The organism is Ureibacillus sp. GCM10028918, assembly GCF_042666115.1.
Taxonomy (GTDB): domain Bacteria; phylum Bacillota; class Bacilli; order Bacillales_A; family Planococcaceae; genus Ureibacillus.
Window position 1 is genome coordinate 832,264 of the sequence record NZ_JBHTFK010000005.1, and the last position, 14,386, is coordinate 846,649.

General features: G+C 37.5%; 8 protein-coding genes. 2 read left to right on the forward strand and 6 right to left on the reverse strand.

What is annotated here, in order from left to right:
• Positions 1–167: 167 nt before the first annotated feature.
• Positions 168–3,581, reverse strand: a complete 3,414-nt coding sequence (locus tag ACFQU5_RS07175; protein ID WP_390286189.1) for a chitobiase/beta-hexosaminidase C-terminal domain-containing protein — start codon at positions 3,579–3,581, stop codon at positions 168–170.
• Between the two features lie 284 nt (positions 3,582–3,865).
• Entirely contained in the window at positions 3,866–4,441 is a 576-nt protein-coding gene (locus ACFQU5_RS07180) for an S-layer homology domain-containing protein (RefSeq protein ID WP_390286191.1), read from the reverse strand.
• Between ACFQU5_RS07180 and ACFQU5_RS07185 the strand changes: the two genes are divergently transcribed.
• Entirely contained in the window at positions 4,370–4,594 is a 225-nt protein-coding gene (locus ACFQU5_RS07185; protein ID WP_390286193.1) for an S-layer homology domain-containing protein, read from the forward strand. The two genes, ACFQU5_RS07180 and ACFQU5_RS07185, sit on opposite strands and share 72 nt — an antisense overlap.
• Positions 4,595–5,149: 555 nt before the next feature.
• On the opposite strand, the gene ACFQU5_RS07190 is transcribed toward ACFQU5_RS07185, so the two are convergent.
• Together ACFQU5_RS07190 and ACFQU5_RS07195 are read right to left on the reverse strand one after the other, a co-directional pair.
• Complete coding sequence (locus ACFQU5_RS07190) at positions 5,150–7,996, reverse strand: S-layer homology domain-containing protein (protein WP_390286195.1); 2,847 nt, start codon at positions 7,994–7,996, stop codon at positions 5,150–5,152.
• 461 nt (positions 7,997–8,457) lie between these two features.
• A complete protein-coding gene (locus ACFQU5_RS07195; protein WP_390286197.1) occupies positions 8,458–9,321 on the reverse strand; it encodes a hypothetical protein in 864 nt (287 codons plus the stop codon).
• 215 nt (positions 9,322–9,536) lie between these two features.
• Between ACFQU5_RS07195 and ACFQU5_RS07200 the strand changes: the two genes are divergently transcribed.
• The gene (locus ACFQU5_RS07200) at positions 9,537–10,343 is read left to right on the forward strand and encodes a GIY-YIG nuclease family protein (protein WP_390286199.1); all 807 of its coding nucleotides are present in this window, start codon (positions 9,537–9,539) and stop codon (positions 10,341–10,343) included.
• Positions 10,344–10,445: 102 nt separating this feature from the next.
• Here ACFQU5_RS07200 and ACFQU5_RS07205 read toward each other — a convergent pair whose 3' ends face one another.
• On the reverse strand, positions 10,446–11,792 hold the full coding sequence (locus tag ACFQU5_RS07205) for a TraB/GumN family protein (RefSeq protein ID WP_390286201.1): 1,347 nt from the start codon (positions 11,790–11,792) through the stop codon (positions 10,446–10,448).
• Between the two features lie 335 nt (positions 11,793–12,127).
• On the reverse strand, positions 12,128–13,888 hold the full coding sequence (locus ACFQU5_RS07210) for a methyl-accepting chemotaxis protein (RefSeq protein WP_390286203.1): 1,761 nt from the start codon (positions 13,886–13,888) through the stop codon (positions 12,128–12,130).
• Between the last annotated feature and the right edge of the window lie 498 nt (positions 13,889–14,386).

Consider the following 14,386-nt stretch of genomic DNA (forward strand, 5'->3'; position numbering starts at 1 on the left):
AATCCACTAAGAAGCTAGTGGATTCTTTTTTTGTGCGTACGAATTGTGTGGGTGCTAGCATACACACAATTGTGGATTGAGTTGAAAAGAAAAGGCAATCCAAGTTTGGATTGCCTTTTCGAGGGTGAACTTTCAAAATTGTCTTAAGTTGTATATGTGCCTGGAACTCAATCAATATATTCGATAATTTGGTCCGGAAGTGCACCGCGAATTTCACTAACATTTTTTCCTTCAATGATGATTTTTTTGACCTTAGTTTGGTTTAGGTCGAGAATTGCACCAGGGTTTTTCGCTTCAAAGATGACGGTTGTATGTTGGAATCCTTCCCCTTGAAGTTCTACATATTGTCCTTTAAATCGAATTTCATTTACTTTTGATTTCGCATCTAATCCAATCCAAACATTTTTCTGAGGAATTGTTAATTTTTTCTTCGATAAGCCTTTGTAGTCATAGACTTTGTCGAAATCAACCGGCTCTTCTTCAGGCTGCTCGGACTTCGTTAAATCAATCTGAACCATGACAGGATCATGATCACTTGCACGACCGTGTGCTTCCATGAACGCGGAGTTGATATGAACAATGTCTACCTTCGTATTGGAAGCCAAGTTATTAGAAACCAGGATATGATCTAACACTTGCGCATTTCCTTGGTATGAATAAGAATAGCGTTCTTCTGCAGGAACCAATTCAATCATATTCGTTAGTTCATTCCCTTTTAACGTTTGTAGTGGATTCGAGAATTCAAAATCATTAAAGTCTCCTAGTAATACGACATTCGCCTCAGGATTTTCCGCTAAAACATCCTTCACAAAACCATTTACAACGCCAGCAATCTGCATACGCTGAACTTCACTGCTTAATACTGGTGGCTGGTTTTTTCCGTATAACGGTTGGTCTCCACCTTTCGAATTGAAGTGGTTCGCTACGACGATGACATTTTCACCTTTAAACTCAAACTGGGCAGCAAGAGGTACACGGCTGTTATCAAAAGCTGAATTTGTCGGATCAATTCGACCTGGATTTAATGTTAACTGACCATCCTCATAAGCAACCGCTTCTGTAGCAGTTCCTTTTGTACCTTCAGCCAACTTTACTCTTTCAGGATTATATAGGAACCCTACTCGAATATTGCCTCCAGGTGCCCCACCTTCCTGTTTATCAGCAGGGGCAATATCTGTATAAACATATTCTGGGCCACCTAACGCAACGATTTTATCGATTAACACTTGTGCACTTTGGCTGGCGTCCACCGTTCCGCTATCTGTCTCACCATCATTATCTTGTACTTCCGTTAATCCGATAATGTCTGGTGTTTTCATATTGGCAACGATTGCTTCTGCTAATTTTGTCACTTTGTCGGCATCGGTCTTCGTTGAGAAGTTTTCAACATTATAGGATGCAACCGTTAATTTATCTTCTACTGGGGTAAGGGTTGTTGTTTCTCGCTCGTTTGGCCCTTCTATTAACTCAGGTAGGTCCTCTTTGTTGCTTAATACTTGATAATAGCTATAGCCATAGCTCATGACCCCTTGAATTGAACCTTCAAAGTAGTCACCCATTTTGGCAATATAATCTTCATCATCAATATTAATCGTGATTCTTTCCGGGTTATAGTCATTTCCGCTAATACGTAAACCACCTCCAGTAGTGTTTGTTTCCATGCTGCCTGGAATCACTGTCAGTTCACCGTATTTTTGTAAGGCGACAACTTTTGGATTGTTTACCCCAACAAGCATTCCTTCTACGCTTTCAAATAAATCGATGCCAGCTTCCTCCGGGTCAAATACAGAAAGTCCATCATTATCGATGACTTCAGTCGGCAGCTGAACATCTTCCCCAAGAATGATTGCTTCTGGAAGTTCTCCAGTGCCTGTCACTTCAATCGTAGATGCTGCAATCTCGGTTACAGGTAAGTCTGTAGTATATCGCTCAGAGTATCCTGGCATCACATATTCTTTGACAGTACCATCCACTGAAAGAATGTCCCCCACTTTGACACCGTGGGACCCTTTATATACTAAAATCCCTTCAGATGTTTTGCTGTTATCATCCGGCTGTAAATCTTGCAAATAAAATTCATTTCCATTCACATATGTGACAATACCTTCAACGTCCGTTACATGAAGACCATCATATTTTGAATAATGACCTTCCCCTTGAATATCATGAATTCGAATATCCTCAAGTTGAACGAGAAAGTCAAATTCCGCTACGTCACTAGTTGTCAGGTCTTCTTTAACAGCAATTGCTTTAAGTGTTGTATCTTCTGTAATCGTGATTGGCCCGCTATAAACAGGGCTTTCATCCGTAGGTTTACTGCCATCCGTTGTGTAATGAATTGTGGCACCCTCTGTTTTAGTCGTTAACGTGATAGCAGAACCTTGTTGAATTAACCCTTCCCCAGGTGTGGCCACCACTCGGCTTACAATGGAAGAATCTTCAACAATATCATCAATGCTGCGAGGGATTAGTTGGTAAACATCATTATATGAACCCAATACTCCTGTAATTGATTCATAGGTCGTCCCAACAGTAAGTAAGGAAGAATCCTCTGGTCGCAACTCGAATGAATTCCCTTCGCCATCCACAGCCTTGAAGTTCCCACTTGCTAAGGCTTCAATTCTCACATTTTGAACCGTTACAAGTGTTCCTTCTTTATTTTCCTGTAGCTGTTCGGCTGTAACGACTTCTGGTTCAGGTACAGTAGTTGTTTCTAACACTTCTACCGATTCAGGTGTCACATTAATTTCAAGTAAAGAACGATATTCTGTCAGTTCTCCTGTTGCACGGATTTTGTCACCAGGTGCAAGACCCAAGTCATATCCGTATAAAACTATCCCGGCATTACCGTCTTGAATAAAAGTTGTGGCACCCATTACTGCAGTTACAGTACCTGTCGTTGTAACTATGCTCCCTTTAGGAAGGGATCGGACTTCAGTAATTGTTCCTTCTGTCGGTGCAGGTATTTCTTCGCCTTCATCCGGATTTGCATCTTCACCATGAACTCCAAGGTAACTGAATGTATCTTGATTATATCCTGTCCATTCTGTAGAAGGATCAAATTCATCTGTAGGATTTGTATCACCTGATACAATCGAGTTTTTACGAACAAGAGTCATATCCACTGTTTTCACATCAGTGCCCCATGACGAACCTGGATCGATACCCACTTGTCCAATCGAATCAATGACAGCACCATTTTTCTTTAAAACAATTGCATCATCACCGTTAAAGTTGGCAACTCCTGAACTTAGATTTCCCTTTGCCTTTAATGCATCCGACGCTTGACTATTATAGAGGACATAAGTTGCGCCGTTTTCTAAAGTCCCTGATAAAGTGACAGATTGAGCAGTTGAACCCCCGTTTGAGTAAAGTTCGACCTTGTATTGGCTTAAATCTACTGGAGCACCAGTGCCGTTGTAAATTTCAAGAGCTTTATTATTACTGCTTCCCTCAATGTATTCTGAAATGATTAAATCAGTGGTTGTAACGGTTTCTGCCGATACAGAAACTGGAACTACCGGGACTGCAACACTAGCCGTTAAAGTTGCTGCTACAAATACATTCATGGACTTGTTCAATCTACGCTTCTCCATACTTTTCCGACACCTCTTCTATTTATAGAATTGTTTTGTTAGAACTAGAATATTATGAAAATTTTAGTATTCACTTTCTCTTTCTATTATTCTAAAAAAACAGACACTTTTCTTCACTCTATTTAACCATTTCTACTTTTCTACCATATTTCCTATAAATTCGGGAATTGTGTGAGAATTGTTTGTGTGCCTGGCACTCAAAGTATTTTGAATTGTTCCGTAAAAGTAAAAGTGCCAGGCACCGAAATGGGTACCTGGCACTTTAGGTGTTATTGGATTAGTTTTGAGAAAATGGCTGCTGCATCAGCACGTGTTATTGGTTGGTTTGGATCAAAGTTTCCGTTGCTTCCTGACATTACTCCAGCTGCTTGTAATTCATAAACTGCTTTTTTGGATTCTTCACTGATTTTTGCGTCATCTTTATATTTATCTTCACTGTCTGAATCAAGCGTTGTGCCATTTTGGGTTAAATATTTATACAATGCTACAGCAAATTCCTCTCTAGTAATTGGCTGATTTGGAGCAAATGTTGAAGCATTAATTCCCTTCATAATTTCCTTTTCTGTTACCCATGCAATTTCATTTGCATAAGGAGAAGAATCGCTTACATCCTTATATGAGGAATTAGTCCCTGCTAGTTCCTTTCCTGCTAACCTATTTAATACAATCGCAGTTTGTACTCTTGTTAAGCTTTTATTTGGAGCAAATGCTTTCTGATTTACACCGTTAAATATTCCAGCACCTGTAACAGCTAAGATTTCATTTTTTGCCCAATGTTTTTCAATATCACTATAGCCATTTTTGATTTCATTTGTTTCTTCTCCGTTTCTTCCACTTTCCTGCATTTTGTAGTGCCGCAATTTCGTTATAATTATTTCTATGATGCGTTTATGAATTTAACAGAGCGTGAAGTAATTCAAGGGTATCCGGGTGGTACATATGGTCCGGAACGAAATGTAACTCGCTGTGAAGTTGCAGTGATTTTAGCGAAAGCTTAAGCATAGACACGAAAAACGTGACGGATCCAAAATTTAAAGACATTCCAACAACACATAAATATCACTTGTTTGTACATCCGGAAAACTTTTACTTGCTTCAGTCGCGTTTGGCGCCACAACAGCCACCCCTGAAACTACTATTGCTGCTCCATTACGTATTCATATATTTAAAAGTGGTAGTATTTTTCATTTATTTATTTCCCCCAAATTGTTTTTTATGTTCTAGCAACTTACATACTTGATAGTATATAATTCGATTCATAAATATACGAAGAAAAAAAGTTTTAAATAGATTGGAGGATTGGGAGGGGATTATTGGTTAGACAGTTCACTGAGTGCTTGAGAATTGTTTGATAATTGTTGAGTATTAGGAATTTAAAACATTATAAATTATTTTAGGGAAGTGTAAATATCATAATTCAACAGTTGCTCAATAAAATACAATCATTTAGAATAATTTTCAAAAAAAAGCTCTGAGGAGATTTTTCTCCACAGAGCTTTATTTATTATACTAACGTTCTGGACATCAGAATCTGATTTCCTATTGAATGTATATTATTTAGTTAAAGTAACTGATTTATCAGCTTTAACTTCTACACCGTTAGCATCTTGAATATCACCATCGCCAGTGTCAACTGTTTTTACTGTTACAGATGAAGCACCTGTTACTGTAGCCCAGTTAGAATCACCAGGTGTTACTGTGATAATAAGGTCCTTACCAGACACACTTGAAGTAGCTGTAGCAGCATCTGATCCTGAAGCAACAGCAGTAGCAGCAAATGTATTTGTACCATCAGTAATTACTAGGTCATCAATGATATCTGCAATATCTGAAGAAGAGAATGCAGATAAGTTTTCATTAAATGTAAGTTTGATAATGTTGTTTCCAACAAGAGAAGCAGATTGTAATTCAGCTGCTGTATTATCTTCAACTTTAACAGTTGCAGAGTTAGTTACTACAACTTTACCAGCAGAAGTTGTTACTTTAGAAACTCCTAAACGAGCATTGTTTGTAGAAGCTGAGCCACCAACAGTTCCGAAGTTAACAGAATCAGTAGGTAACACGATGTTAACTAAAGTTTTAGATGAATCTGCAAAGTAGATGTCTGTTCCTTCCGGTAACACAGTTCCATCTAAAGTATAGTTAGTTCTTTCAAGTGCAGAGCTATCTACAGCTTCACTGAAAGTAACTTGGAATTGGTTGTTATTACCGCCTAAGTTTGCAAATGCAGCTGTAAGATCAGTAGTTGTACCTGATACAGTAGTATTTACATTTACGATAGCAGCATCATTAGTATGAGTGTCTTCAACAGTACCAGCAGCTAATCTAACTGTATAAGTACCAGCAGTTAAATCTGCAGTGTCATCCGGAGAAATTCTTAATACTTTGTTGTCTCCGTTTTCATCAGCAGCGATTACTACATCAGCATCAGAACCATTCATAGCAACAGCTACACCATCTTTACGAAGTGTAATATTAGAATTATCCGCGCCTTTAACTAAGTTTGAGATAACTTCATCAAAAGTAATTTCGATGTAGCTTCCATCTGTAGAAACTTTTGTAGATACTGCTTTAGGACCAGTTACATCTTTTGACATTGTAACAGTTTGAGTAGCTGTACCGAGTTTTTTGCCATATACATCAACGATTTGCTCATTTGCAAATACGAAAGTTACATCTTTGCTTGAAGCCGTACCATAGAAGTAATTTGGAGCAGTGTAACCAGTATTGAATGTAGCAATGATAGTTTTTCCTGATTTGTCAGTAGTATCTTTTGCAAATGCAACGTTTGCAGCAGTTACTGATTGACCATCGATTAGTGCACTAATTGCAGCATCAATTGTATCATCACTGCTTGCGATAGGTTTGTTTAATACGATTTTAGCTTGGTTTGAGCTAATTTGAGTAGTTGAAACTACTTGAACTGCTGATTGATCGTCAGAAACAACAACGCTACCATCGAAGGCTGTTAAAATATTACCAGCGTAATCAGCTGTACCAGCTAAGTGAATTGATGCTGTAGTTCCTGCAGCAATACTTGCAGGTTTAGCAACTGTAAATTTAGTATTATTTGAGTTTGCTACTGGAGCTAGACCAGAAACAGGTGTTCCATTAACACGTAATACATCTGGAGTAGAAGCAACAGGCTCAGATAATGTTACTTCAAAGTTTCCAGTAGAAGGATTGAATTCTACTTTTGAAACTGTTGGTGCAACTTTATCAGATGCAGTTACTGTACCAGCGTATGCATCTAGCTTTTGTGCATCAGTAGCTTTAATAGAATCAGCAAGTACGATTGCATAAGTACCATCAAAGTAAGTTGAAGCAGCTGCTGTTAATGTTAAAGTTTTACCATCTTCACTTAATGAACCAGTTACAGAAGTAACACTTTTATTTGGGTTGTTTGAATCAGCAACTGTACGAGAAACAGCTACACTATTAGCTACTAATGCACCAGTAGTTGTATTAGAGATAACTGTTGATTCTTTAATTGCTTTATTAAAAGTAACAACTAATTGTTTTGAATTAACCGCACTCACACCAGTTACTTCAGGAGCTACAGCTACAACAGTAACTTTCACAGAAGCTTCAAGATCAGTATCAGCTACGTCACCTTTTACTGTGTATACGCCTGGTTTAGTTGTATCTAATTTTGTTACATCCCACTCAACTTCATTTTGAGCTTTTTCTTCGTTAGAAAGTGTAACTTCTACTGTTTCTGGTAAAGAAGCTTTTTCGCCTTCGTTTACAGTGATGTCGTTAACTGCACTTACAGATTCAACAGTTACTTCAACTTCTGTATCCATTGCACGTTTAACCATAGTCGCGAATTCAGCGCGAGAGATTTTAGCGTTAGGAGCTAAAGTTGTAGCAGTTTTACCATTGATGATTTTGTTTTCTACAGCTGTTGCGAAGAATTCTTCAGCCCAAGCTGGAACGTCTTTAAGATCTGAGTAGTTAGAAAGGTCAGCTTCACCAGTTAATCCATAAGCAAGTACGATAACTTTTGCAGCTTGTGCACGAGTTAATTGAGCGTTTGGATTGAATTTGCCAGTTCCGTCACCTTCGAAGAATTCTGGAGAAGTTGCTACTACTGCATCGTAGAACCATTGGCCTTCTTTAACGTCAGAGAAGTCTTCAATTCCTGTAGCTTCTAAACCTTTTGCTTTAGATAAAACTTCTGCAGCTTGTGCGCGAGTTAAAGTTTGAGAAGGATTGAAGTTACCGTTCTCGTCACCTTGTAAGATGTTATTGTCAGCTAAGTGTTGAACCGCTTCTTGTGCATATGCTGGTACGCTATCAAAGTCGTTTAAGTCAGCAGCTGATGCTACTGGTACGATTGCTGAAGCAACTAATGCTGCAGTTGCAGTTGATGCGAATAATTTATGTTTCTTAGACATTATGAATATTCCCCCGTAAGTTAAAGTTTTGAAGTTTATTCTATGAAAACCATATTCTTCGATGATTACTATATTCTCCGATGTATGTATACCCAAGTTTTCACGAATAAAACTAATTGCTATAATAGCTATTGCAAACCAAACGAATAAAATTTTGGTATTTTTCCTACCATTTTTTCTCTCATTTGCCTTACAAACTAATAATATACTATTTTTTATCATAAATAAATACTCAAAAATAATACAATACTGTTAGGTCATTGGATAATAAGGATAAAATATCCAATTTTTTAATAAAAATTTAACAAATTACTAGTATTATTTACACCTTTCTTAAAACACTATAGATAATTCTATTAAATTATTTTTTTACATAATAATTCCACAAAAAAAAGACGAATTGATTCAAAGAATCGAATTCATCTCTTTTTTGGCATACTGTACTATAAATGGTAATTCTTTTATTTATATAACGCTTCAACAACATTCAAGCTTGGCTTGAAGGCAAATTTTAAATTATGTAATAAAACGGACTGTAAACTAGTCTCATCCGTATCAGTATTTGTAGAGGCTGTTTTCGCTAATTGTTCAACTTCTTCTGTCTTTTCAGCCGAATCGTTCCCCTTCAATTTACTAAAATCATCAGATGCATTCACCACTGTAATTCCCTCATTTAATTCCCATGAAGTCGGGAAAGTTCCAGCGACTAGTGTTTCAACATGTTGTTTTAAGTCTTGGTTTTGTGCAAGGTATGCATTGTCATACCACATGTTTTGTTCAAATTTCCCCTGATCAGCTACGATTGATGAGTTCCATTTGCTATCGAAAAAGTCATCCCCAGGTTCAGGAACACCATTTTCAGCTGCAGTTTGCTCATTGTGATTTAGACCAACTATGTAAGGAACGATTCCTGGCGCATTGTTAAAGTTGATAATCGCTTCTTTAAGGTTTTTTGACCAGATTTCAATTTTCTCACTATCATTTTCGGCTTTGGCCTCTTTTAGTGCATTTATTTTGGACTCAATCAGGTTCCCGTAATACATTTTGTTGGGCTGGTATTCCCCATTCACTTCTTCATACCAAGCAGGATGTTGTGCAGCTTCAAACTTGTTATACTCAGACCAATCATTATTCTGAATAGAACTGATAATCAACTCGTCACGTTTGACTTTCACATCAAAAAGAGGGTTAATTTTTCTCGCTTCATCTCCAAAAACCAGTTTCCAACTACTCTCTTGACTACTATCTCCACTCTTGGTACCCACATACATACCATCTGTAGGAATTCGGCTTCCAGAAATCTCTTGAGATTGTATAAATCTCATCAAATCCCACCTTTTAACTATATTACTGGTATTATAGCACAATTGAACAATAGCAGGAATTTGATTATTTTAGATGCCAGGCACTCGAAATATTTAGAATTGTACGTGTGCCTGGCACCCAACCAGCATCCAAACAGACTAACAAAACAAATCACCAATCCACACATTGTAATTGTTATAATTTAACTATTACATATTAAAGGAGAAAAAAGATTATGTTTAATTTATTGGAATCCATTCTTGTTTCAAGTGGTTTGGCTAGTCTGTTTGAGATTAAAAAAAGAGAGGACAATACTCTTGAAGCTACGCCTTGGGTGGCATATCGCTTGAAGACGAATATCTATAAAATTAGATCTTTTGAGTTATGGAATGCTGAACCAAATACCATTTTTAGAGTTTATCATGCACCAGATTTGAATGAAGGCTTAAAAACAATTTTTGAATCCCTTCCAGGGGTAGTTAAGATTAAAAGCTATTATATTGATTATCAAGTTGCCGACTTTGTTCAATTAGCAACTACTATTGCTGAAATTCTTACTTCTGACGAGGTTATAAAGGAAAGTAAAGCAACTAGTAGACTTGCACATACATCCAAATTTGAAGGATTGAAGTTACCGGATGTAGACACCTCTATGGAAGATGTTTTTGGCCAAACCTTTTCTTGGAAAGAAGTTATTGCGATTTGGGAGGATAAAACAGAAGAAAATAAGTTGAAAAAAGTATTGAGTCAAAACGGAATTTACATACAACGTTCTATCGATGGAACGAGCCGGTATATAGGTAGTGCCTATGGTTCGGGTGGGATTATTGGTAGATGGATGGCCCATTTAGAGTTTCTTGGTAATGCTCATCATCTGAATTTATATGTTTTAGAGAATGGTTACGATTCCCTTCTATTTTCCGTAATCGAGTTTATTGAGGGAACTGATTCTGAAATTATCCAAAAAGAGTCTCTTTGGAAAAAAACACTTGGAACAGTTAACAGAGGACCCTACAATGAAATTCAGTTAAATAAAAACTAAGTGTCCATGATAAAATAGTGCCTTTTACTATCCAAAAGGAAAAGCGTATTTGAGAGTTCACCTCAAATACGCTTTTGTCTTTAACTAACGCCATAAACAAGCTTATTGATAAAACGGCTCAACTGTATAGCCATCTTGTTCAAGGTGGTAACGGATGTTTTTGTCGACTGTGAAGTGGCCAGCACCTACAACTACGAAGTATGTGCCTTCTTCCTCTTCTAATAGAGTGGTAATTTTTTCAGCCATGTTCGCGTCACGTTCACCGAACAGCATTGCGTTAAATTCGGAAGTGTCGCCTTCCATCTCTTGTAAGCTTGCTGCAAACGGTTCGAAGTCGCCTTTTTTCCAGCTGTCAAACCATTCTTGCATCATATCATTTTCTGACTCTGCAGCTGGCTCTAGAATAGCATCTAAAGTGTCGACTAACATCTGTTCCTGACCTTCAGGCGAAATCGCATCGAACCAGTCGACTTGTGTTTTCGTGCCCTCTAATTCGATGATTGGCTTTCCTTTAACCATGGCATCTAGTAAGAAATACATATCAATTCCGTGCATCGACATTTCCTCTGGAGAAATCCCAAAAGCATCGTCCATACTTAGCGTTGATAGAGAACTGGATAACATCCAAGGTTTTTGGATCACTAATTGTTCCATTGGAAGCTCGTAAAGCTTTGCAACCTTTTCAAGTTTTGCATAGGTTTCTGCACTTACTGCATCTTTAAGTGTTGTGCCGTCCGTATACATTGCTTTTTCGGCATAGTAATCAAGCGCTTCTAAATCTAGAATATTCGCTTCTACTAATAAAGCATCTGATTCCTCAAAGGCATTTAATAATTTTTGGTTGAATGGATATAGGTCAGGTGTTCCTAAGTGGATTGAACCTAGTAAGTACACTTGCGTATCTTCATCTTCAACTACCCAAGCCACACCTTTCGAACCTTGGTCTGCTAGGTGGAACGTATCCTTGATTACGCGAATAGCTAACACTACTGCATCTTGCGTCGTTGCTTTCTTATCTAAGTCTAGTCCCTTGCCAGAACCTCTTAAGATGTGGTGTTCTGTCATATAAGCTACTGCATCGTCGCCGACTGGTAAATCATATTGGGCAACGATATTATAAAGGCGATTGATAATATCTTCTCTAGTTGTATTCTTTTGAAAGCTTGCTGGTTTGAATTCTTTGTTTTCAGCAAGTTGTAAGGATGCAATTTTATCCTCAGTTAAGGCTAATAATTCATTAAGGTTTTCAATGGAAACCTCACTTCTAAATCCGTCAAAATACAGATCCGTTGAGAAAATTCCGTACTTTTCGCCTTCATTTAGTATCTCGGTTGCCCAAGGACTAACGTCAGGAATGCCTTCTTCTGCTTGGATTGCCGGTACAACCGTTGATAACATGAGCACAAGTCCGAGCATTGTTGCAATCAGATTTTTGTACATTTTCTTCATCCGACCATTCTCCTTCCACTTACTAGTTTCATATATATGAAACTCACATAGGTGTTTTACACAGCATAAAAAAACCATAATTCTCTTACTTAGTAAAAAACCACCTAACCATCGTAACATAATTTTCCTTTTTTTGAAATATCAACTATATAATTATTCCCACTACTTCTAATTGAAATGAACATTTAAATACTTAAATGTTCAAACTATCGCCACCTTGATTTTCTCTTACCTTTATAGGATTAAACACAAAAAATAACCCCTCTAACACTTCCATTGTTAAGGGGGGTTATATAAAACTATTAAAATCCTTACTATACAAAGAAGCCTAATAATTAAACCCTAAACTGCCCCACCAAATCATTTAACTCAATTGCCAGTTTAGAAAGCTCTTCGGAACTTGCAGCAACCTCTTCCATTGAACTGCTTGTTTGCTGAGTGGAGGCAGATGTTTGTTCGACACCAGCTGCCGATTGTTCCGAGATAGCGGCAATCTCCTCAATGGATGAATTCATATCTTGGCTAGTCGATTTCATCAGCGTTAAGTTATCACTAACGACTCTAATAGTGGAAGACATCTCTTTAACAGACTCATTAATAACTCTAAATGTCTCGCCTGTTGTTTTCAGCTGGTCGGTTCCTTTCTCTACTTCTGAATACCCCATTTGCAATGAGTCAACCACTCCAGAAGTATCATTTTGAATTTTACTTACAATTTTTGTGATATCCGTTACCGATTTGGATACCTCTTCTGCAAGCTTTCTCACTTCTTCTGCAACAACCGCAAATCCTCGCCCATGTTCTCCAGCACGAGCTGCCTCAATCGCTGCGTTGAGAGCCAATAAATTTGTTTGTTCTGCAACTTCTCTTATGACGGTTACTAATTTAGAAATTTCATTGGATTGATTATCTAGCTGCTGTACTTTCTGAACGGAATCTTTCACGATGCGGTCGATTGTCGTCATTTGTTCAACAGATTGTCTCATCAATTCTGAGCCGTTGTCCGTCAATTTTAATACTTCATTTGAGGACTGGTAGATTTTTTCGCCATTGTCATTCGCTTCTTCCACTTTCTCGACATAGCTGCCCATGGAAGTCGACAGTTCACCAGCCAGACTCGCTTGTGATTCTGTACCAGATGCAATTTCCTCCATTGTTTTGGCGACTTGCTCTGTCCCGACTTTTACTTCATTTGCGGATTGTGTGAGCTCCTCACTGTGACCCGAAATCGCTTGAGAAGCTTGTGAAATATTTTGTATCATATCTTTTAAGTTCGTATGTAAATGATTGAGTCCATTGGCTAATTTTCCAGTTTCATCTTTTGACCTGATGTCCAGTTCACCAATCGTTAAATTCCCATCCGCGATATGGGTCATTTGTTCCGTTACTTTTTTAATAGGATTCGTTACATTATTGGCGAATAGCCAAATAATCACAATACCAATGAGTAACGCTATACCCGTAACAATTACATTTAATGTTAGAATTTCACTTGCAGGTGCATTAAAATCTACCATATACGTACCTGCCACCACTACCCATCCCCATTCCGCGAAATCCTGGGAGTAGGCAACTTTTTCCCCGTATGAATTTGGATTATCTATGAATGGAGCTATAAAATAGGTAAACCCTCCACCATTGATTCCCCTTTCAACATATTCCCGTGCATAGTATGTACCATTCTTATCTTTAGTGTCCCAAATGTTCTGGCCCTCTTTACCGGGGTGGGCAACCAAAGTCCCTTGGTGATCAGCAACAAACATATAGCCATTTTCACCTAAATCAATATTTTTGTTAATCGGTCGTTTACCTTCTCCATCCTTTTCTCCCAATATTGCAATTCTTACTTTTTCTTGTGCTTCCTCAAGCGAAATGTTGCCTTCCTCCACTCGCTGATTGAGCACCTTCATCAGTTCAATCGTATGTTCTACACTATTTTTTAAATTCGTTTGACCCAATTCATCTAAACTACTACTGCTCTTTTCATAACTAAACGCTCCCAAAACAAGCAAAGGAACGATTAGTAGTAGAATTGAAACAGTCAGTAGCTTTCGTTTAATCGTTCCCGTAAAAAAAGCAAGCAAGTTAAATTTCATTCATACCATCCTCACATTTCAATTAATAGACAAAAGTCTATTTTCGAATATATTATTAAGTCCAAAGAATTATTAAAATAGACCATTCGATATATGATTATATTCCTACTAAAGCTACTTTTCAATATCTTTTGCGGACTCTAGTAATATTTCGGCAAAATATCCAATACTTTCAATAGAAGAAAGATATATTAGTATTAAGATAGAAGAAACTCGAATTTTTTTAGCGGATAAATCTAATTCTCGGCAGATACCATTATATTGCTTAGTGTCATAGAATGTTTTTTTGAATAATAAAATAAAAACCTCCAAAAACTTTGAAGGTTAGTAAAATCAACTATTGCTTATGTATTGCGCCCATACTTTCTAAAAAAAATCCGCGCATCGGTATTTAGGTAATTGATAGACTCTTTTTTCAAAAGTAATTGCTCATTTCCTTTTAAATTCCGCTTCATACTTCTTATATCAAATCTCGTTGCATACACGTTAAGCGTGTTG